The organism is Microbacterium rhizosphaerae (assembly GCF_034120055.1).
Taxonomy (GTDB): Bacteria; Actinomycetota; Actinomycetes; order Actinomycetales; family Microbacteriaceae; genus Microbacterium; species Microbacterium rhizosphaerae.
On sequence record NZ_CP139368.1, the window covers coordinates 1,838,932 to 1,858,698 of the forward strand.

23 protein-coding genes and 2 tRNA genes are annotated in these 19,767 nt (G+C 70.1%); 13 read left to right on the forward strand and 12 right to left on the reverse strand.

Translation table 11 applies throughout. The annotated features are described in order from the left end of the window. The first annotated feature begins 37 nt into the window (after window positions 1-37). From gatC to SM116_RS08080, 6 genes are read left to right on the forward strand one after another with little or no spacing between them, the layout of a single operon-like run. Window positions 38-337, forward strand: a complete 300-nt coding sequence (gene gatC / locus SM116_RS08055; RefSeq protein ID WP_320943927.1) for an Asp-tRNA(Asn)/Glu-tRNA(Gln) amidotransferase subunit GatC — start codon at window positions 38-40, stop codon at window positions 335-337. Then, entirely contained in the window at window positions 334-1,854 is a 1,521-nt protein-coding gene (gene gatA, locus SM116_RS08060) for an Asp-tRNA(Asn)/Glu-tRNA(Gln) amidotransferase subunit GatA (RefSeq protein ID WP_320943928.1), read from the forward strand. The genes gatC and gatA overlap by 4 nt, the downstream gene beginning before the upstream one ends. Then, window positions 1,854-3,368, forward strand: a complete 1,515-nt coding sequence (gene gatB, locus SM116_RS08065; protein WP_320943929.1) for an Asp-tRNA(Asn)/Glu-tRNA(Gln) amidotransferase subunit GatB — start codon at window positions 1,854-1,856, stop codon at window positions 3,366-3,368. The genes gatA and gatB overlap by 1 nt, the downstream gene beginning before the upstream one ends. Before the next feature lie 50 nt (window positions 3,369-3,418). Continuing rightward, window positions 3,419-4,681, forward strand: coding sequence for a DNA polymerase IV (locus tag SM116_RS08070; protein WP_320943930.1), 1,263 nt, complete (start codon window positions 3,419-3,421; stop codon window positions 4,679-4,681). 42 nt (window positions 4,682-4,723) lie between these two features. Continuing rightward, the gene (locus SM116_RS08075; RefSeq protein ID WP_320943931.1) at window positions 4,724-5,062 is read left to right on the forward strand and encodes a hypothetical protein; all 339 of its coding nucleotides are present in this window, start codon (window positions 4,724-4,726) and stop codon (window positions 5,060-5,062) included. Beyond that, a complete protein-coding gene (locus tag SM116_RS08080; protein WP_320943932.1) occupies window positions 5,040-5,633 on the forward strand; it encodes a nucleoside/nucleotide kinase family protein in 594 nt (197 codons plus the stop codon). Before SM116_RS08075 ends, SM116_RS08080 begins: the two co-directional genes overlap by 23 nt. Before the next feature lie 20 nt (window positions 5,634-5,653). On the opposite strand, the gene SM116_RS08085 is transcribed toward SM116_RS08080, so the two are convergent. The 7 genes from SM116_RS08085 to yczE all read right to left on the reverse strand — a co-directional run bounded on the left by SM116_RS08085 (window position 5,654) and on the right by yczE (window position 8,333). Next, on the reverse strand, window positions 5,654-6,148 hold the full coding sequence (locus SM116_RS08085) for a DUF2017 family protein (protein ID WP_320943933.1): 495 nt from the start codon (window positions 6,146-6,148) through the stop codon (window positions 5,654-5,656). Continuing rightward, window positions 6,145-6,435 carry an ATP-dependent Clp protease adapter ClpS gene (gene clpS, locus SM116_RS08090; RefSeq protein ID WP_320943934.1) on the reverse strand — a complete coding sequence of 97 codons (291 nt, stop codon included), beginning with the start codon at window positions 6,433-6,435 and terminating at the stop codon, window positions 6,145-6,147. Before clpS ends, SM116_RS08085 begins: the two co-directional genes overlap by 4 nt. Then, a complete protein-coding gene (locus tag SM116_RS08095) occupies window positions 6,432-6,782 on the reverse strand; it encodes a metallopeptidase family protein (protein WP_320943935.1) in 351 nt (116 codons plus the stop codon). The genes clpS and SM116_RS08095 overlap by 4 nt, the downstream gene beginning before the upstream one ends. Window positions 6,783-6,835: 53 nt before the next feature. Beyond that, window positions 6,836-6,911: transfer RNA gene (locus tag SM116_RS08100), tRNA-His, on the reverse strand. Between the two features lie 37 nt (window positions 6,912-6,948). Beyond that, a complete protein-coding gene (orn, locus tag SM116_RS08105; RefSeq protein ID WP_320943936.1) occupies window positions 6,949-7,575 on the reverse strand; it encodes an oligoribonuclease in 627 nt (208 codons plus the stop codon). 62 nt (window positions 7,576-7,637) lie between these two features. Beyond that, window positions 7,638-7,710 (reverse strand) — tRNA-Arg (locus SM116_RS08110). Continuing rightward, on the reverse strand, window positions 7,701-8,333 hold the full coding sequence (yczE, locus tag SM116_RS08115) for a membrane protein YczE (protein ID WP_320943937.1): 633 nt from the start codon (window positions 8,331-8,333) through the stop codon (window positions 7,701-7,703). Before yczE ends, SM116_RS08110 begins: the two co-directional genes overlap by 10 nt. Window positions 8,334-8,395: 62 nt before the next feature. On the opposite strand from yczE, the gene yczR reads away from it, so the two are divergent. Continuing rightward, window positions 8,396-9,826, forward strand: a complete 1,431-nt coding sequence (gene yczR / locus SM116_RS08120; protein ID WP_320943938.1) for a MocR-like transcription factor YczR — start codon at window positions 8,396-8,398, stop codon at window positions 9,824-9,826. 22 nt (window positions 9,827-9,848) lie between these two features. Here the strand turns inward: yczR and SM116_RS08125 are convergent, their stop codons facing one another. Continuing rightward, window positions 9,849-10,109: a hypothetical protein gene (locus SM116_RS08125; protein WP_320944131.1), complete on the reverse strand. Its 261-nt coding sequence runs from the start codon at window positions 10,107-10,109 to the stop codon at window positions 9,849-9,851. A 234-nt stretch (window positions 10,110-10,343) separates the two neighbouring features. Here SM116_RS08125 and SM116_RS08130 point away from each other — a divergent pair, with 234 nt between their 5' ends. Genes SM116_RS08130 through SM116_RS08145 form a run of 4 tightly spaced genes read left to right on the forward strand, consistent with a single transcriptional unit; the run spans window position 10,344 to window position 13,728 of the window. After that, window positions 10,344-10,919, forward strand: a complete 576-nt coding sequence (locus SM116_RS08130; protein WP_320943939.1) for a single-stranded DNA-binding protein — start codon at window positions 10,344-10,346, stop codon at window positions 10,917-10,919. 51 nt (window positions 10,920-10,970) lie between these two features. Further along, window positions 10,971-11,510, forward strand: coding sequence for a DUF6993 domain-containing protein (locus tag SM116_RS08135; RefSeq protein ID WP_320943940.1), 540 nt, complete (start codon window positions 10,971-10,973; stop codon window positions 11,508-11,510). A gap of 36 nt (window positions 11,511-11,546) precedes the next feature. Continuing rightward, window positions 11,547-13,226, forward strand: a complete 1,680-nt coding sequence (gene ettA / locus SM116_RS08140; RefSeq protein ID WP_320943941.1) for an energy-dependent translational throttle protein EttA — start codon at window positions 11,547-11,549, stop codon at window positions 13,224-13,226. Then, window positions 13,219-13,728: an acyl-CoA thioesterase gene (locus SM116_RS08145; RefSeq protein WP_320943942.1), complete on the forward strand. Its 510-nt coding sequence runs from the start codon at window positions 13,219-13,221 to the stop codon at window positions 13,726-13,728. Before ettA ends, SM116_RS08145 begins: the two co-directional genes overlap by 8 nt. A gap of 9 nt (window positions 13,729-13,737) precedes the next feature. Here SM116_RS08145 and SM116_RS08150 read toward each other — a convergent pair whose 3' ends face one another. Then, window positions 13,738-14,586 carry an acyl-CoA thioesterase gene (locus tag SM116_RS08150; protein WP_320944132.1) on the reverse strand — a complete coding sequence of 283 codons (849 nt, stop codon included), beginning with the start codon at window positions 14,584-14,586 and terminating at the stop codon, window positions 13,738-13,740. 101 nt (window positions 14,587-14,687) lie between these two features. Between SM116_RS08150 and SM116_RS08155 the strand changes: the two genes are divergently transcribed. Next, window positions 14,688-15,359 (forward strand): DUF8185 domain-containing protein, encoded by a 672-nt coding sequence (locus SM116_RS08155; protein WP_320943943.1) that lies wholly within the window; start codon window positions 14,688-14,690, stop codon window positions 15,357-15,359. A gap of 76 nt (window positions 15,360-15,435) precedes the next feature. Further along, window positions 15,436-16,464: a magnesium and cobalt transport protein CorA gene (locus SM116_RS08160; RefSeq protein ID WP_320943944.1), complete on the forward strand. Its 1,029-nt coding sequence runs from the start codon at window positions 15,436-15,438 to the stop codon at window positions 16,462-16,464. Between the two features lie 43 nt (window positions 16,465-16,507). Here SM116_RS08160 and SM116_RS08165 read toward each other — a convergent pair whose 3' ends face one another. The 3 genes from SM116_RS08165 to SM116_RS08175 are packed head-to-tail and all read right to left on the reverse strand — an operon-like array spanning window position 16,508 to window position 19,694. Next, the gene (locus tag SM116_RS08165; protein WP_320943945.1) at window positions 16,508-18,172 is read right to left on the reverse strand and encodes an FAD-binding dehydrogenase; all 1,665 of its coding nucleotides are present in this window, start codon (window positions 18,170-18,172) and stop codon (window positions 16,508-16,510) included. After that, on the reverse strand, window positions 18,169-18,603 hold the full coding sequence (locus SM116_RS08170; RefSeq protein WP_320943946.1) for a globin: 435 nt from the start codon (window positions 18,601-18,603) through the stop codon (window positions 18,169-18,171). The genes SM116_RS08165 and SM116_RS08170 overlap by 4 nt, the downstream gene beginning before the upstream one ends. Continuing rightward, the gene (locus SM116_RS08175; protein WP_320943947.1) at window positions 18,600-19,694 is read right to left on the reverse strand and encodes a mechanosensitive ion channel family protein; all 1,095 of its coding nucleotides are present in this window, start codon (window positions 19,692-19,694) and stop codon (window positions 18,600-18,602) included. Before SM116_RS08175 ends, SM116_RS08170 begins: the two co-directional genes overlap by 4 nt. Between the last annotated feature and the right edge of the window lie 73 nt (window positions 19,695-19,767).

Here is a 19,767-nt window from a genome sequence, read left to right on the forward strand (position 1 = left end):
TATGAAGCGTGTCCACCCCGCCCCATAGACTTGAGCGGTGTCTGAAATCACCCCCGATCTCGTGCGCCATCTCGGTGTGCTCGCCCGGATCCAGCTGAGCGATGCCGAGGTCGAGCGCCTCACCGGCCAGCTCGACGTGATCGTCTCGAACATCGCGAAGGTGTCCGAGGTCGCCACCCCGGACGTCCCCGCCACGAGCCATCCCGTCGCCCTGGAGAACGTGTTCCGCCCCGACGTCCCGGGCGACACGCTCACGGTCGCCCAGGCGCTGCAGAACGCCCCCGACGCCGCCGACGGCCGATTCCGCGTGACCGCGATCCTGGGAGAAGAGCAGTGACCGACCTCACCCGACTTTCCGCCGCGGCTCTGGCCGAGAAGCTCGCCGCCCGCGAGGTGTCGAGCGTCGAGGCCACGCAGGCGCACCTCGACCGCATCGCGGCTGTGGATGCCGACATCCACGCCTTCCTCCACGTCAATGACGGCGCGCTCGCGGTCGCCGCCGAGATCGACCGCCGCCGGGCGGCGGGTGAGCAGCTCCACGCGCTCGCCGGCGTCCCGCTCGCGATCAAGGACGTGCTGGTCACGACCGACATGCCCTCCACGAGCGGATCGAAGATCCTCGAGGGCTACATGTCGCCCTACGACGCGACCGTCGTCGCCCGCTCGCGGGCCGCGGGGCTCGTGCCCCTCGGCAAGACCAACATGGACGAGTTCGCGATGGGCTCCTCCACCGAGCACTCGGCGTACGGCCCCACGCACAACCCGTGGGACCTCGATCGCATCCCCGGCGGTTCCGGCGGCGGCTCCGCCGCGGCCGTGGCATCCTTCGAGGCTCCGCTCGCCCTCGGCTCCGACACCGGCGGCTCCATCCGCCAGCCCGCGCACGTGACCGGCACGGTCGGCGTCAAGCCGACGTACGGCGGCGTCAGCCGCTACGGGGCCATCGCCCTCGCCTCGAGCCTCGACCAGGTCGGCCCCGTCACGCGCTCCGTGCTCGACGCCGGGCTCCTGCACGACGTCATCGGCGGCCATGACGAGCACGACTCCACGTCTCTCGAGGAGCACTGGCCGTCGTTCGCCGCCGCCGCCCGCGAGGGCGCCCGAGGCGACGTGCTCAAGGGACTGAGGGTCGGGGTCATCCGCGAGCTTCCGGATGCCGGCTTCCAGGCGGGCGTCTCGTCGTCGTTCCGCGAAGCCCTCGCCGCGATGGAGGCGCAGGGCGCCGAGATCGTCGAGATCAGCGCGCCCCACTTCGAGTACGGCGTCGCGGCCTACTACCTGATCCTCCCGGCCGAGGCGTCCAGCAACCTGGCGAAGTTCGACTCGGTGCGCTTCGGCCTCCGCGTCGACCTGCCCGGCGGCACCGTCGAGGACGTCATGGCCGCGACCCGCGATGCGGGCTTCGGCGACGAGGTCAAGCGCCGCGTCATCCTCGGCACCTACGCGCTGTCGGCGGGATACTACGACGCGTACTACGGCTCGGCCCAGAAGGTCCGCACCCTCATCCAGCGTGACTTCGATGCCGCTTTCGCGCAGGTCGACGTCATCGCGACGCCCTCGGCGCCCACGACCGCGTTCCGCCTCGGCGAGAAGATCGACGACCCGATGCAGATGTACCTCAACGACGTGACGACGATCCCGGCGAACCTCGCCGGCGTCCCCGGCATCTCGGTGCCGTCCGGGCTGGCCGCCGAGGACGGTCTGCCCGTCGGCATCCAGTTCCTCGCGCCCGTCCGCGAGGACGCGCGCCTGTATCGGGTGGGTGCGGCGCTCGAGGCGATCCTCGAAGACCGTTGGGGCGGCCCCCTGCTGGACCGGGCCCCGGTGCTCACTGCGAACGGAGGGTCCCGCTGATGGCGAAGGACGCGCTGATGGACTTCGACGAGGCGCTCGAGCAGTTCGAGCCCGTCCTCGGCTTCGAGGTGCACGTCGAGCTCAACACCGAGACCAAGATGTTCTCGGCCGCCCCGAACCCGGCGCATCCGGCGCAGCACGACGCGGCGCCGAACACGCTGGTCGCGCCCGTCGACATGGGCCTTCCCGGCGCCCTGCCGGTCGTCAACGAGCAGGCCGTGCGCTACTCGATCAGCCTGGGGCTCGCGCTCGGATGCTCGATCGCGCCCTCGAGCCGCTTCGCCCGGAAGAACTACTTCTACCCGGATCTCGGCAAGAACTACCAGATCTCGCAGTACGACGAGCCCATCGCCTTCGAGGGCGAGGTCGAGATCGAACTGGAGGACGGCACACTCTTCCAGGTGCCGATCGAGCGGGCGCACATGGAAGAGGATGCCGGCAAGCTGACGCACATCGGCGGCTCCACCGGACGCATCCAGGGCGCGGAGTACTCGCTTGTCGACTACAACCGCGCGGGCGTGCCGCTCGTCGAGATCGTGACGAAGCCGATCTTCGGTGCCGAGGGACGCGCGCCGAAGCTTGCCGCCGCGTACGTCCGCGCCATCCGTGAGATCGTGATCTCGCTCGGCATCTCCGAGGCCCGCATGGAGCGAGGCAACCTGCGCTGCGACGCCAATGTGTCGCTCCGGCCGCGCGGCCAGGAGAAGCTCGGCACCCGCACCGAGACGAAGAACGTCAACTCGATGCGCTCCGTGGAGCGCGCCGTCCGCTACGAGATCCAGCGCCAGGCCGCGATCCTCGCTGCCGGCGGCACGATCATCCAGGAGACGCGCCACTGGCACGAGGACACCGGCACGACGTCGCCCGGTCGCCCGAAGTCCGACGCCGACGACTACCGCTACTTCCCGGAGCCGGATCTGCTGCCGGTGGCTCCTGCGCCCGAGCTGATCGAGGAGCTGCGCGCGGCCCTTCCCGAGCAGCCCGCTGTGCGCCGACGCCGTCTGAAGGCCGAATGGGGCTTCACCGACCTCGAGTTCCAGGACGTCGCGAACGGCGGTCTGCTCGAGGTCGTCCAGGCGACGGTCGCGGCGGGCGCCACGCCCGCAGCCGCCCGCAAGTGGTGGACCGGCGAGATCAGCCGCGTCGCGAACGAGCAGCAGCGCGACGCGTCCGACCTCGTCACTCCCGAGAGCGTGGCCCGGTTGCAGGGTCTCGTCGAGGCGGGCACGCTCACCGACAAGCTCGCCCGCCAGGTGCTCGAGGGCATGATCGCGGGCGAGGGCTCGCCGCAGGAGATCGTGGATGCGCGCGGCCTGGCGGTCGTGTCGGACGACGGAGCGCTCATCGCCGCGATCGACGATGCGCTCGCAGCTCAGCCGGACGTGCTCGAGAAGATCCGCGACGGCAAGGTGCAGGCCGCCGGCGCGGTGATCGGCGCGGTGATGAAGGCGATGCGGGGTCAGGCGGACGCGGCGCGCGTGCGCGAGCTCGTCCTGGAGCGCGCGCAGCAGTAGCGGGGGCGCCGGCGCGGCCGCGTGTCGGTCGTGCGGGAGAGAATCGGACCATGGGACGTGGCGACGGATCGGGACGCATCGTCTCGCCGGAGGACGCGGACGACACGGATACCGGCATCCTGCATGTCGACATGGATGCGTTCTACGCATCGGTGGAGATCCTCGACGACCCGTCCCTGCGGGGCAAGCCGATCGTCGTCGGTGCGCCCGAGGGGCGCAGCGTGGTCTCCAGCGCGTCGTACGAGGCACGCAGGTTCGGCGTGCGCTCGGCGATGCCGGTCTCACAGGCGCTGCGGCTGTGCCCGACCGCGATCGTCGTGCAGCCGCACTTCGACCGCTACGTCGAGCTGTCGCGGCGGGTGATGGACATCTTCCGGTCCGTCACGCCGCTCGTCGAGCCGCTGTCGATCGACGAGGCGTTCCTCGACGTGCGGGGAGCCCGCCGGCTGTGGGGCAGTCCGGGACACATCGCCCGGATGCTGCGCGCCCGCGTGCTCGATGAGACCGGTCTGACCTGCAGCATCGGGGTGGCGGCCACCAAGCATGTGGCGAAGATGGCCTCCACGATCAGCAAGCCCGATGGACTGCTGATCGTGCCGGGGGCCGACACGCAGGCGTTCCTCGCCGCCCGCCCGGTCCGTGCGCTATGGGGCGTCGGACCGAAGTCCGCCGAGGCGCTGGAGGGTCGCGGCATCCACACGGTGGCCGATGTGCTCGCGACACCCCGGGCGGTGCTCGACCGCGCCCTCGGGCCGGCGATGGGCGACCGGATCTGGCACCTCGCCCGTGGCATCGATCCGCGGGAAGTGGACACGCAGCGGATCGAGAAGAGCGTCGGTCACGAGGAGACCTTCCACGAGGACGTCTCGGATGCCGCGATCCTGCGATCCGAGCTGCGGCGGCTGGCGGACCGTGTCGGCGCACGGCTGCGCCAGGGTGGATGGGAGGCGAGGACCGTTGCTCTCAAACTGCGGTTCGCCGACTTCACGACGATCAGCCGGTCGCAGACGCTGCCCGAGCCCACGTCGGTGAGCCAGCGGATCGGAGCGGCGGCGGTCGAGCTCTTCGACTCCGTCGACCGCTATCTGCCGGTGCGGCTCATCGGCGTGCGCGGCGAGCGGCTGCAGATCGCCGAGGCCGGCGGCCTCGCGCTGTGGGACGACGACGAGGACTGGCGACGCGTCGAGGATGCGCTGGACGGTGCGACGGCGCGGTTCGGCCGGGGTGCCGTGACGCGCGCGACCCACCTCGGCCCGTCACGGGGCGGCGGGTCGCTGCCCTCCCATCCCCGGCCGCCGGAGCCCAGACCGTGACGGGCCACCCCGCGGCGGGCCTCAGCGGGGTACCGTGGACGCATGCCCAATCTCGCACTCGATCTCGGTCGGCAGGCAACGGACTTCGGCGTGAAGAGCGCCTACGGGGAGCGGCAGGACGTCGACGGCGTCACCGTCATCCCCGTGGCGATCTCCTGGTCAGGCTTCGGCGGCGGCTCGGATGAGGCCGGCAACGGCGGAGGCGGCGGGGGCGGCTACGCCATCCCCGTCGGCGCCTACCTCGGCAGCGGCGGCAGCGTCCGGTTCGAGCCGAATCCCATCGCCCTCCTCGCGGTCGCCGTGCCGTTCCTGTTCGTCGCCGGCTTCGCCATCAGCCGTGCCGGCCGTGCGTTCAGCCGTGTCATCCGCGCCTTCAAGTAGGAATCCCGACCCGGTCCAGATCGCGCTGGATGCCGCCGCATCCACCCTCGTCGACGCCGTCCGCTCGGTGTCGGCGTCGAATCCCGTGGTGCTCATCGACGGGCGCAGCGGTGCCGGCAAGACGAGCCTGGCCCGCGAGCTCGTCGCCCGCTGGCCCTTGCGAGGGCCTGTGCAGTACGTGGCGCTCGATTCGCTCTACCCAGGCTGGGACGGCCTGGCGGACGGCGTCGAGGCGGCTCGTGAGCTGATCCTCGCCCCGCACGCACGGGGGCTGGTCGGCACGTGGCAGCGATGGGCGTGGGATGCCGACGCCTATGCCGAGGCGCACGCCGTGGATCCCGCGCTTCCGCTTGTGGTCGAGGGATGCGGCATCCTCACGGCCCGCACGAGCCGGCTGAGCGACATCCGCGTGTGGCTGGAGTCGCCGGAGTCCTCCCGCAAGCATCGCGCGCTCACGCGCGACGGTGACGCGTTCCGCCCGCATTGGACGCGCTGGGCCGAGCAGGAGGAGCGTCACCTCACGCGCGATGAGCCCGCGGGGCTCGCGACGCACGTGTTCCGCATCCCCTGACCGGACGCGCGTGCGGGGGTTCACCCCTCCCGCGAGTCGACCTCCCGGACGAGCGCGTCCAGGCGGTAGCCGAGCCAGTCGTAGATCGCGAAACGCGGGTCCTCGTCGTCGTGATCGTCCTCGGTGGTGATGCCGAGGCGCTCCGCCAGCACGAGCCGCAGAGCGGCGAGCGCGCGAAGCCACGACGCCAAGTCGTCCACCGTGAGCCGCAGAGAGACGATGTCGAGCGAGTTGTCCTCGGTGAGGGCGTCGGGGTCGGCGCCCGCGTTCGTCAGTCCTGCGAGGACCACGCGAGCGTCGCCGCGACGGCGATCGAGAAGGTCCGCTTGGGTCATGGAGCGGAAGTCGGCGGATGCGTCGCCGTCCTCCGGGTAGGCGTCGGGCGTCAGGCGGTGCACCGCCGGGTCCGTCGAGTCGCCGGGGGGCGACGCATCCAGCACGTCGAGGAACTGGCCGACGAGCCCCATGAGGTGCGCGGCCTCGATCCGGCTCATGTCCACCGTGAGATCGCTCATCCCGCCCTCCGCACCGTGGCCCACAGGCCGTAGTCGTGCATCGCCTGCGTGTGCAGCTCCATCTGCTCGCGGGCGCCCTCGGCGACCACCGCGTGGCCGTCGTTGTGCACGGCGAGCATGAGGCGCGTCGCCTCGGGCGTCGAGTAGCCGAAGTACGTCCGGAAGACGTGCACGACGTACGACATCAGGTTCACCGGGTCGTTCCACACCACCGTCTGCCAGGGCGACGACGCCAGGTCTGCGAGCTCGATCTCCTCCCGGACATCCGGAACCGCGCGGGGACTCATGCCCACCCCAGTTCGTGGAGGCGCTCGTCGTCGATGCCGTAGAAGTGGCCGATCTCGTGGACGAGCGTCGTGTGCACCTCATCGCGCAGCTCGTCTTCGTCGTCGCACGCGCTCAGATGCGGTTCGCGGTACACGATGATGCGGTCGGGCAGTTCGCCCATACCGTAGCGGTCGCGTTCGGTCAGGGCGAGGCCGTCGTACAAGCCGAGGAGGTCGAGGCTGCCGTCTTCGGGACGATCCTCGACGACGAAGACGACGTTGTCGAGGCCGTCGACCATGTCGTCCGGGAGCTGGTCGAGCTCGTCGATCACGAGCGCCTCGAAGGTCTCGGCATCCATCTCCACCATGCGGCGCTCATTCGCTTCTTACGCGAACGGGGCGCCTGCGCGCCCCGTTCGATTGGGGTGAGTAACGGGACTTGAACCCGCGACCCCCTGGACCACAACCAGGTGCTCTACCAACTGAGCTATACCCACCATGCAGCCCGCTCGCGCGGGCAGCCAAACGATTCTCTCACATCTGCGGAGCGTACGACGACACCGCCGCATCGGCGGCAGCGCGTGCCGTTTCGCTCGTCGGCCCGGGCTGCGGGACGAACACCGCCTGGCGGTAATACGCGAGCTCGCGGATGGATTCGCGGATGTCGGCGAGGGCGCGGTGGCCGCCCTCCTTGACCGGCGCGTGGATGTACGCGCGCGGGAACCACCGGCGGGAGAGCTCCTTGACGCTCGACACATCGATGTTGCGATAGTGCAGCCACCGGTCGACGCGGGGCATGTACTTCGCGAGGAACATGCGGTCCGTCCCGATGGTGTTGCCGGCCAGCGGGGCCTTGCCCTCGGTGACGACGAAGCGCTGGATGTACTCGAGCACCTGGAACTCGGCATCCGCTGTCGTGACGCCGTGCGGGATCTCGTCGAGGAGTCCCGAGGTGCGGTGCATGTTCGTGACGAAGTCGCTCATGTTCGCGAGTGCCGAGGCATCGGGCTTGATCACGATCTGGAAGCCGTCATCGAGAGGTCTCAGCTCGAAGTCCGTCACGATGACCGCGATCTCCACGAGCTCGTCGATCTCCGGATCGAGGCCCGTCATCTCGCAGTCGATCCAGACGAGCCGGTCGTTCTCGGAGGTTCCCACCATGGGCCCATACTAACGACGGCGCAGGACACGGCGGCGGGGCGGCCGCGCGATGGCGGATGCGGCCCCCCAGAGGTGATTCGAACACCTGACCGGCGGATTAGAAGGCCGCTGCTCTATCCACTGAGCTACTGGGGGAGAGGTCCTTCCAGGCTACCTTCCACCCCGGCCGGGCGACGACCCCACCGCCGGCGCGAGTCGAAGAGCGGCAATGCGACGTGCACGAGCGGTCCGATCCCCAGCGCGAAGATGACGGTGCCGATGCCGACCGTGCCGCCCAGGAACCATCCCGCGATGAGGACGGTCGACTCGACACTCAGCCGGCACGCCCAGATCGGCCAGCCGAAGCGCGCGTGCATCCCCGTCATGAGTCCGTCCCGTGGCCCGGGCCCGAAGTGCGCCCCGATGTACAGGCCGCTCGCGACGGCGACGAGGACCACACCGGTCAGGAGCATGGCGACCTGGGCGGGCAGGCCGGATGCCACGGGCACCACGGTCACCGTCAGCTGGATGAACGTGCCGACGAGCAGGATGTTCAGGACTGTTCCGAGGCCGGGCTTCTGCCGCAGCGGGATCCACAGCAGCAGGACGAGCAGACCGATGATGTTCGTGATCCAGCCGATGCCGATGCCGGTGTGCACCGAGACGCCCTGCGCGAAGACGGTCCAGGGGTCGAGTCCGAGACCTGCCTGCACGCACAGGCCGTCCGCGAAGCCGTAGAGGGCGAGGCCGACGAGCAGCTGGATCACACGACGCGTCATGGGGACAATCCAATCGCATGACTGGCCTGGTCATTGCGGTCCAATTCACATAACGTGGATGCATGGACTCCCGGTTGTCAGCCCGTGCCCTCGCGATGCAGCTCGGCGGGTGGCGCACGCGCGAGCCGGCCTACGAGGCCCTTGCCGACGGCATCCGCGTGCTCTGCCTGGACGGCAGGATCGCACCGCGCACCGCACTTCCGGCAGAGCGCGAGCTCGCGATCGCGCTGCACGTGAGCCGCACGACGATCGCCACCGCGTACCGGAGTCTGCGGGACTCCGGTCACATCGAGAGCGTCCGCGGCTCCGGCAGCGTCACTCTGCCAGGAGCCCGATCGGGCGGCGCGGCCGCTCTCGGCGCACGCGAGGGAGACCTCGACCTGCAGCAGGCGTGCCCACCGGCCTGGCCGGGCCTCGGCGGCGTCGTGTCCGACGTGATGGCCTCGGCCACGTCGCTCCTGGGGCGGCACGGGTACGACATCGTCGGCAGCGCGGGCCTGCGCCGGGCGATCGCCGATCGCTACACCCGCTCGGGTGTGCCCACCACGCCCGACGAGGTCATGGTCACCCCCGGCGCCCAGAGCGGGATCCACCTGCTCGCGTCCCTGCTCGTCTCGCGCGGCGATCGCGCCGTGATCGAGACGCCGACATATCCGCATGCCGCTGAGGCGCTGCGCCGAGCCGGTGCCCGTCTGGTGCCTGTGCCGGTGTCGGCCGAGTCCGGCTGGGACATCGACCGGGCGACGCAGGCGTTCGCTCGCACCCTGCCCACGGTCGCCTACCTGATGCCGGACTTCCAGAACCCCACAGGCAGCTCGATGGACGCGGGGGAGCGCGAGGCGATCATCGGCGCGGCCGCGCGGTCGGGAACCGTCCTGCTCATCGACGAGACGACCGCCGACCTCGACATCGACCGCGGCCCGCTGCTCCCGCCCTTCGGCGCCGCAGAGCGGGGAGTGGAGCTCGTTCGCATCGGCTCGCTCGGCAAGACGGCATGGGGCGGGCTGCGCGTCGGGTGGATCCGTGCGGATGCGTCGCTCATCCGTCGCCTCGCGGCGCTCCGTTCGGCGCACGACCTGGGCACCCCGGAGCTCGAACAGGCGATCGCGCAGCGCCTCGTCGAGTCGCTCGACCTCATCCTCCCGCAGCGTTCCGATCTGCTCCGCGCGGGCCGGGACACGGCCGTCGCCGCGCTCGCCAAGCGGCTTCCGACATGGGACGTGCCGCGCCCGGGGGGTGGGGTCGCCTTGTGGATCGGGCTGGATGCGCCGCTCAGCACGAGTCTCGTGCTCGACGCCCGCGCCGCTGGACTCCTGCTGTCGGCCGGACCTCTGTTCGGCGTCGACGGCGGCCACGACGCCCGCCTGCGGCTGCCGTACACCGTCCCGCCCGCCGATCTCGAGCGCGCTGTCGCGATCCTCGCCGACAGCTGGGAGCGCGTCCGCGACGGAGCGCCCGCCGACCTCGTCGGCCGGCTCGAATCGGTGGTCTGATCGGGCTCATCGCCCGGTCGGGTCAACGCGAGTACCGCAGCGCGGCGACCGCGTCGTCGGCCGACCAGAACAGCCCGACGTCCCGGAAGACGCGCGTCGGCGCATGGAATCGCTGTGCTCGATAGCGGATGCCGGCCGGCGACGCATCCGTCGTCACATGACCGAGGGCTCGGCCCGCGGCATCCACCATGCGCCAGCGTCCCTGCGCCACATGAACGGCGCGGACGCCGACGCTCCGCTCGAGCGCCAAGGTCTCATCGGGAAGAATCGCCCGTTCGATCATCGTGGTCACAGTAACCCCCTCATCAATAGAAGATAAATTCGACCTCCGACATTCCCGCCCTGCTGTCGCGTGGGTCTCCTCCCCAGCGATGGCGCGGCGTGTCGTTCTCCACGCATCGCCCGCCGTCCTTCGCCGACCGAGGATCCGGGACGCACAGTTGACCCAGCTCCGGCGCCCGAACGGGCACGGGGCGCCGGAGCATCCGGGGATGGTCCCCGGAGGAAGGACTGCGTCATGGACACCATCACCATCACGGGCAACGTCGCCACGGCCCCCGAACGGCGGACGACGGCGAGCGGCATCCCGGTCACGACGTTCCGCGTGGCCGCGGGGCAGAGGAGATTCGACAAGGAGAGCGAGAAATGGGTGGAGTCGGCGACCAACTGGTACACCGTGTCCGCCTTCCGAGCCCTGGGCGAGCACGCCTACATGTCGCTGCACCGCGGTGAGCGCGTGATCGTCACGGGTCGCCTTCGCCTGCGCGACTGGGAGACGCCGACCAAGCGCGGAACGAGCGCCGAGATCGACGCAGACGCGGTGGGGCACGACCTGCTCTGGGGCACGTCGGTCTTCCGGCGGTTCGAGCAGAGCGGGAGCAGTGAGTCCCGCGCGAACGAGAGCTGGTCGGTGGCGTCCGTGCCCGCCGAGGCGGGCAAGGACGATGACGGCTGGAACGCGCCGGGACTCGCCCCGGCCGAGACCGAAGACGACGTCGACGCGGAGGAGGCCCGCCGCCGCCTCGACGAGCTCCTGCCGGAGACGGATCGGGCGCTCGCGCTCGCGGGCGTCTCCGAGGAGGCTCCCTTCTGATCCTCGCGACGGTCGCGGTGGGCGAGCAGGCGGCGTACGTAGACTCGTGCCGTGCCCACCGCGACCGCCCACCGCGCGCCCCAGACCCGGCGGCGGATGCGGGGCACGGTCGTCGTCGCCGTCGTGCTGTTCGCCGGCATCCTCGCAGGCTGCGCACCGGGCGATGCCGCCGCGACGGGCACCGGGGCGGGACAATCGACGGCCGGCAGGTCGGGCGGCTCCAGCGGGTCAGATGGTGCTGTCTCCCCGAAGCCCGCTGCCACGTTCGTCGGCGACGGCACAGCCGAGCAGAATCTGCCCATCTTCACCCGGACCGTCGAGCAGGTGTGGGCCTCGCCGCAGAAGGCGCGGGGGAGGGCCTACATCGACGCACTGGCGGCCGTGGGCTTCGACAAGAGCGCCATGCAGGTGACCAACGACAACTCCACAGTGGGAAACCCCGCGGAGAGCATCGAGTTCTCCGTCCGCGTGGGCGATCACTGCCTCGTCGGCCAGGTGGGACCGGCGATCGGCGATCCGGTCAGCACCGTCCTCCCCGTCCTCGCCGGCGGGACGTGCCTTCTGGGGCACACGCGACCGATCAACTGGTGAGACCGGCTTCTGGCCTCCCCGTAGACTGGACCGGTTATGGCTGAGTACATCTACCAGATGGTTCGCGCCCGCAAGTCCGTGGGCGACAAGCTGATCCTCGACGACGTCACGATGGCGTTCCTGCCCGGAGCGAAGATCGGCATGGTCGGCCCGAACGGAGCCGGTAAGTCGACGATCATCAAGATCATGGCGGGTCTCGACCAGCCGTCCAACGGCGATGCGAAGCTCACACCGGGGTTCAGCGTGGGCATCCTCATGCAGGAGCCGGAGCTGGACGAGACGAAGACGGTCCTGGAGAACATCCAGGACGGCATCGCGATCAAGGCGAAGGTCGACCGCTTCAACGAGATCTCCGGACTCATGTCCGATCCCGATGCCGACTTCGACGCGCTCCTGGCCGAGATGGGGCAGCTCCAGGAGGAGATCGACGCGGCCGACGCGTGGGACCTCGACTCCCAGCTGGACCAGGCGATGGATGCGCTGCGCACGCCCCCGGGCGACGCCGAGGTCTCGAACCTCTCCGGTGGCGAGAGGCGCCGCGTCGCCCTCACCAAACTCCTGCTGCAGAAGCCGGACCTGCTGCTGCTGGACGAGCCCACCAACCACCTCGACGCCGAGAGCGTGCTCTGGCTCGAGCAGCACCTGCAGAAGTACGCGGGCGCGGTCATCGCCATCACCCACGACCGGTACTTCCTCGACAACGTCGCGGAGTGGATCGCCGAGGTCGACCGCGGCCGGCTGATCGGCTACGAGGGCAACTACTCGACCTACCTCGAGAAGAAGGCCGAGCGCCTCCAGGTGCAGGGCAAGAAGGACGCCAAGCTCGCGAAGCGGCTGTCCGAGGAGCTCGACTGGGTGCGCTCGAACGCGAAGGGCCGTCAGGCCAAATCGAAGGCGCGCCTCGCGCGCTACGAGGAGATGGCGGCGGAGGCCGAGCGCACGCGGAAGCTCGACTTCGAGGAGATCCAGATCCCGCCGGGGCCTCGCCTCGGCAGCATCGTCATCGAGGCCAAGAAGCTGGAGAAGGGCTTCGACGGCCGCTCCCTCATCGACGGCCTGAGCTTCAGCCTCCCGCCGAACGGCATCGTGGGCGTGATCGGTCCCAACGGCGTCGGCAAGACCACGCTCTTCAAGACCATCGTCGGTCTCGAGCCGCTGGACGGCGGCGATCTGAAGATCGGCGAGACGGTCAAGATCAGCTATGTCGACCAGTCCCGCTCGAACATCGACCCCGGGAGGACGCTGTGGGAGGTCGTGTCCGACGGACTCGACATCATCACCGTCGGCAAGACGGAGATCCCCTCGCGCGCCTATGTCTCGAAGTTCGGCTTCAAGGGGCCGGACCAGCAGAAGAAGGCCGGTGTCCTCTCCGGCGGCGAGCGCAACCGCCTGAACCTCGCGCTGACGCTGAAGGAGGGTGGCAACCTGCTGCTCCTCGACGAGCCGACGAACGACCTCGACGTCGAGACGCTGCAGTCGCTCGAGAACGCCCTGCTCGAGTTCCCCGGCTGCGCCGTGGTCATCACGCACGACCGGTGGTTCCTCGACCGCATCGCCACGCACATCCTCGCCTACGAGGGCACCGACGAGCAGCCCGACAAGTGGTACTGGTTCGAGGGAAACTTCGAGGCCTACGAGCAGAACAAGATCGAGCGACTGGGTCCGGAGGCGGCGCGCCCGCACCGCACGGCCTACCGCAAGCTCACTCGTGACTGAGCAGCCCGAGGACGCCGGCGCCCGGCGACTGCACATCCCCATCCACCTGCGGTGGGGCGACCTCGACGCGTTCAATCACGTGAACAACACGTCGATGCTGAAGCTGCTCGAAGAGGCGCGCGTGCGGATCTTCTGGCTGCCCGAGCCCGGCGAGGAGGCGCCGCCGACGGCGGTGCTGAGCTCCGGATTGGCGTCCGGCGTCCTGACCCTGATCGCCCGGCAGGAGATCGAGTACCTCGCGCCGGTGCCGTACCAGCGGCACCCGCTCGACGTGCAGCTCTGGTTCGGCAAAGTCGGCGGGTCGAGCATCGACGTGTGCTACGAGGTCTACAGCCCGCGGGAGACGGCCGGCGAGAACGGGCAGACGCTCTATGCCCGAGCCGTCACGACGGTGGTGAAGGTGGATGCCGCGACGGGCCGTCCCCTACGACTCTCGCCCGAGGAGCGGGCCGCCTGGCGCCCGTACGAGGGATCGCCGGTCGCGTTCACCCACCGCGGCTGACGCCCGGCGTCAGGAGACGCCGGGCACCCGGATCGTGATCTCCTGCGCCACGCTCGCGAGCAGCTCGCCCGTCTCGGCGTAGATCCGACCCTGCGCGAGGCCGCGGCCGCCCCGCGCGGAGGGCGACTCCTGCACGTACAGGAGCCAGTCGTCGACGCGGCCGGGCCGATGCCACCACATGGCGTGATCGAGACTCGCGACCTTGAGGCCGGGAGTCGCCCACGAGACACCGTGCGCCCGCAGGATCGACTCCTGGATGGTCAGATCGCTGAGGTACGCGAGCGCGGCGCGATGCAGCGCCGGGTCGTCGGGCAGCGGCCGGCGTGCCCGCATCCACACGGCCTGCCGCGGCACGTGCTCGCCGTGCACGCTCACGTAGATCGGCGAGGGGACGTGTCGCAGATCGACCGGGAGGTCGCGGTAGAACCGTTTGGACATCGGGTGGAGGCCGGTCAGCGTGTCCTCGACGGCGGGGAGCTCGCGCGGGGCGGGAATGTCCGTGGGCATGGGCTTCTGGTGTTCGAGACCCGGGTCGACGTCCTGGAAGGACGCGATCATCGAGAAGATCGGCACGCCGCCCTGGTACGCCTGCGTGCGACGGGTCGAGAAGGATCTCCCGTCGTGGATGCGGTCGACCGAGAAGGTGATTCCCTGGCTCGCATCGCCGGGCCTCAGGAAGTAGCCGTGCATGCTGTGCCCGATGCGGTCCTCCGCGACGGTGCGGGATGCCGCGACCATCGACTGCGCGAGCACCTGGCCGCCGTAGACGCGGCCGAGCGGCATCGACTGCGAGACTCCGGTGAAGATGTCCTCGGTCGTGCGGGCGTCGGATGCGGCGAGATCGAGCACCTCGAGCATGGACGAGACCGGGTCGATCGCGGGCGCTTCGCCGTCATCCGATGTCACGTGAGCCTCCGTCTCGCGACGCAGGCGGTCGCACGCTTGGTAGTTTAGGGCGGATGTCCGAGCGCCTTTTCTTCCCCGACCCGCTCGCCGCGACCGACCTGCTGACCTTCGCCGGGCGCGCCGCGCGGCTCGGCGACGGCGCGGTGCGCCTCACCGCAGCCGCCGGCACGCTGGCCACGACCGCGGCTCCGCTTGCGCCGCGCGGGCTCTTCGACACGACGCCCACGGTGCTCGGCCTGCGGGCGCTGGCGGTGGATCCGGAGCTCGAATGCGACCTCGTGGTCGAGGCGTCCGCGCTGCGGCCGGCGCCGGACTCCGCGAACGTGGTGGTGCTGCCGGAGACGGCGCTCGCGCCCGCGTGGGCCGGCATCCAGCCCCCGCGCTCCGGATGGGAGCACCGCGGCGAGATCGCAGCCGCGCAGCTGGCCGCACGGGCGCAGTGGGGCATCGCGGCGGTCGCCGAGTCGGTGCCGACGGATGCGGGCGAGGATGCGGTGCGCGCGGTCCGCGCGCAAGTGTGGGGTCAGGCCGACGACACCCTCCTCGGGCTGCCGATCGGCGTCGCGTTCGCCGCCTTCGCCCTCGGCTTCATCGGAGGATCGGAGCAGGCGCCGGTGTTCGCCTCCGGTCCCTGGACGCGCATCGCGCTCGCGCGCGGGCACGTGATCGTTCGCGGACCCATGGTCAGCGGGCTCACCGCGGTGCGTCCGACGGGGCGTGCCTGAGGCCGAGCCGGGGACGCACCGGTCGCGCGCGCATGTCGTGCGGTCGGCACCGACGCGACGATGGAAGACTCGACGGATGACGGTCATCGACAACGCGATCTACGTCGACGGTCGGCGCGTCGACACGCCGCCGACCCTCGACGCGACGTTCGACGCGCTCGAGCAGCACGGCGGATTCGCCTGGATCGGGCTGTACCGGCCGGATGCCGGCGAACTCGATCTCGTCGCCGACGAGTTCGGCTTGCATGCCCTCGCCGTGGAGGATGCGCTCAGCGGCCATCAGCGCGCCAAGCTCGAGCGGTACGGGGACACGCTGTTCGCAGTGCTGCGGCCGGCGCGCTACCTGGATGAGACGGAGAAGGTCGAGTTCGGCGAACTGCACCTATTCGTGGGTGCGAACTTCATCGTCGCCGTCCGCCACGCGGAATCCCCGCACCTGGGTCAGGTTCGCCATCGACTCGAGGCCTCGCCCGACCTGCTGGCGCGGGGCCCGCTCGGCGTGTTCTATGCGATCGTCGATCAGGTGGTCGACGACTACGAGCCGGTGCTCGAGGGCCTCGAGAACGATGTGGACGAGATCGAGGAGCAGCTCTTCTCCGGGGATGCGGCGGTCCCGCGTCGCATCTACGACCTGTCGGGCGAGGTGATGGAGTTCCAGCGGGCGACGAAGCCGCTCGTGCAGATGATGACCGCCGTGCGAGCAGAGCTCGAGGACCGCGGGAAGGACGACGAGGTCGCCCTCGAGCTGCGCCGGTCGCTGCGCGACGTGCTCGACCATGTCCTCCGGGTCGTGGAGAAGGCGGGAGAGATCCGTGAGACGCTGCAGAATGCCCTCGCGGTGAATGCGACCCTGGTCGCGCAGCGTCAGAACGACGAGACCCAGCGCCTCACCGAGGCGAGCCTCGCGCAGACCGTGCAGACGAAGAAGATCTCCAGCTGGGCGGCGATCATCTTCGCGCCGAGCCTCATCACCGGCATCTACGGCATGAACTTCCACTACATGCCCGAACTCGCCCTTCCGTGGGGCTACCCCGCGGCGCTCCTGCTCATGTTCGCGTTCGGATTCGGCCTGTATCGGGTGTTCAAGAAGCGCAACTGGCTCTGAGCGTCGTCAGATCGCAGCGGTGAGCCGCGGCGGGGGCCGCCGGCTACAGGGCGGCAGCGACGGCGCGGCCCGCCGCGCGTCCGGAGAAGAGGCAGCCGCCCAGGAACGTGCCCTCGAGTGCACGATACCCGTGGACTCCGCCGCCCCCGAACCCGGCGGCCTCGCCTGCCGCGTACAGGCCGGGAACCGGCTGCCCATCGGCGCCGAGGGCCCGACCCGACAGGTCGGTCTCGATGCCGCCCAGCGACTTGCGCGTCAGCACGTGCAGCTTCACGGCGATGAGCGGACCGGCCTCCGGATCGAGGATGCGGTGCGGCGCCGCCGTGCGGATGAGCTTGTCACCGCGGTACGACCGGGCCGATCGCAGCATCGCGATCTGCGCATCCTTCGTGAAGTCGTTGTCCATCTCGCGGTCGCGCCCCTCGACCTCGCGCCGCACCTGCTCGGCGTCGAGCGCGTCGCCCCCGGGGAGCGCCCGCATCCCCTCGATCAGCTCGTCGAGCGAGTCCCGCACGACGAAGTCCGCACCTTTGTCGAGGAAGGCCTGCACCGGGCCGGAGGCTCCCTTGCCGAGCCGGGACTTCATGAGCAGCGGCACGTCCTTGCCGGTCAGGTCGGGGTTCTGCTCGCTGCCGGAGAGTGTGAACTCCTTCTCGACGATGCGCTGCGACAGCACGAACCAGGAGTGGTCGTGCCCGGTCGTGCGCAGGTGCTCCAGCGTGCCGAGCGTGTCGAAGCCGGGGAAGAGCGGCACGGGCAGGCGCTTGCCGGTGGCATCCAGCCAGATCGACGAGGGACCGGGCAGGATGCGGATGCCGTGGCCCGGCCACACCGGATCCCAGTTCTGGATGCCCTCGACGTAGTGCCACATCCGGTCGCCGTTGATGAGGCGGGCACCGGCGGCGGCCGCCGGGTCCTGCATCGAGCCGTCCACATACGCCGGCACACCGGTCACCATCTCGGCGGGCGGCGTGCCGAGGCTCGCCGGCCAGTTGCGCCGCACGAGGTCGTGGTTGCCGCCGATGCCGCCCGAGGAGATGATCGTCGCGCCCGCCGCGACGATGAAGCTGTCGACGACCTCACGCGAGCTTGCCACTGCGCGCGCCGCCCCCGAAGGGGAGAGCACGTCCCCGGAGGCCCCGGTGACCGTCCCGCCCACCGTCGTCAGGGAGGTCACCCGGTGCCGCGGGAGGATCGTGAGCCGGCCACTGAGCTCGGCCTCCTCCACGGCCATGCGGAAGGGGGCGACGATCCCCGGGCCGGTGCCCCACGTGATATGGAAGCGAGGCACCGAGTTGCCCGGCCCGAGGGCCGTGTAGCCGCCGCGCTCGGCCCACCCGACGACGGGGAAGAACCCGACGCCCTTCTGCCGCAGCCACGACCGCTTCTCGCCGCTCGCGAAGGCGAGGTACGCCTCCGCCCATGCCTTCGGCCAGCGGTCGTCATCCCGGTCGAATCCCGCCGTGGCGAACCAGTCCTGCCGGGCGAGTTCGTACGAGTCGCGGATGCCCATGCGGCGCTGCTCGGGCGAGTCGACGAAGAAGAGGCCGCCGAACGACCACCAGGCCTGCCCGCCGAGGTTGGTCCGCGGCTCCTGGTCGACGATGACCACGGTCTTGCCCGCGGCTACGGCCTCGCCCGCGGCGACCAGCCCTGCGAGGCCCCAGCCGATCACGAGCACGTCGGCGGAGTAGGAGGTGGTTGTCATCGGGCGGGTCCTTCGAAGGTGTTGACCATGGCGAAAGCGGCGCGCTGCAGATAATCCCACAGCGTCGTCTCGTGGAGGGGAGCGAGGTCGAGCTCGTCGACGGCGTGCCGCATGTGCCCGAGCCACCGGTCGCGGGCGTCGGGGTCGACATGGAAGGGCATGTGCCGCATGCGCAGACGCGGGTGGCCGCGCTGCTCGCTGTAGGTCGTGGGGCCGCCCCAGTACTGCTCGAGGAACATCGTCAGACGATGTGCGGCCGGCCCGAGGTCCTCCTCGGGATACATGGGCCGCAGGACCTCGTCCTCCGCGACACCCGCGTAGAACGTGTCGACCAGGCGTACGAAGGTGTCGTGGCCGCCCACCTCCTCGTAGAACGTGATCGGCTCCCTGGGCCGGGGCGAGACGGCGGGGGGTGCGGAGTCTTCCGTCATGTCGTCGCGTCCTCCTCGGGTGGCTTCTTCTTCGCCGTGCTCTTGGGCGGCGGGGTGCGCTTCGCCTTCCATACGACGTCCTCGGGCTTTCCCGCGCCCGTCACCGCGACGGGTTTGGTCTTCGGCGGGTTGGCCCCGCGCACGCGGCTCGCCGCCTCGAAGCCCGAGAGGGTGATGGAGTTCAGCTGCGGCAGCTTCAGCCCCAGCTCGTCGATGGCGTGCTTCAGACGCATCCGGAGCTCGCGGGCGACATCGTCCTTGGCGCCGGCCCGCGTCTTCATGACGAGACGGATGACGAGCGCATCGCCGGTCACCGATTCGAGGCCCCAGATCTCGGGCTCCTCGATGACGCGCGTGCGCCACTTGGGATCCTTCGCGATGGACCGCGCCGCATCCAGCATCGTCTTCTCGACGTCGTCGATGTCGGCATCCACCGGCACCGCCAGGTCGACGATCACCCGCGACCAGCCGAGCGACATGTTGCCGATGCGCAGGATCTCGCCGTTGCGCACGTACCAGAGCGTGCCGTTGACGTCGCGCACCTGCGTGATGCGCACGCTCACCGACTCCACGATGCCCGTCGCGAGGCCCACGTCCACGACGTCGCCGATGCCGATCTGGTCCTCCGCGACGATGAAGATGCCGTTGAGGACGTCCTTGACGATGTTCTGCGCGCCGAAGCCGAGACCGGCGCCGATCGCGGCCGTGAGAAGCGTGAGAGACCCGAGCGCGTTCGGCGCGAGGATGTTCACGGTCAGCAGGAGCGCGACGATCACGGCCGCCACATTCACGATGTTCTTGAGGATCGACCCCAGCGTGCGCGTGCGCTGGACGAGGCGGACCGATGCGAGCGGCGAGCGCTCGAGCGCCTGGGTGTCGTCGACGTTCGCCTTGGACTTGGCACCGTTGACGATGCGGCTGACGACGCGCCGGATGACGACGTGCAGGATCCAGACGATGATGAGCGTTCCGACGATGATGCCGATCACCGCGGCGAGGTTCACACCGACGTTCAACAGGACCTGCCAGATCTGGTCCCAGAAGGTCGGGTCGGTGATTGCCGGCGTGCTGATGAAGGGAAGAAGACGCATCGGGTCCAGCCTAACGATCGGCCCTCGGAGTCAGCGCAGACGACGGATGCCTCGCCCGGGCAGGGCGAGGCAT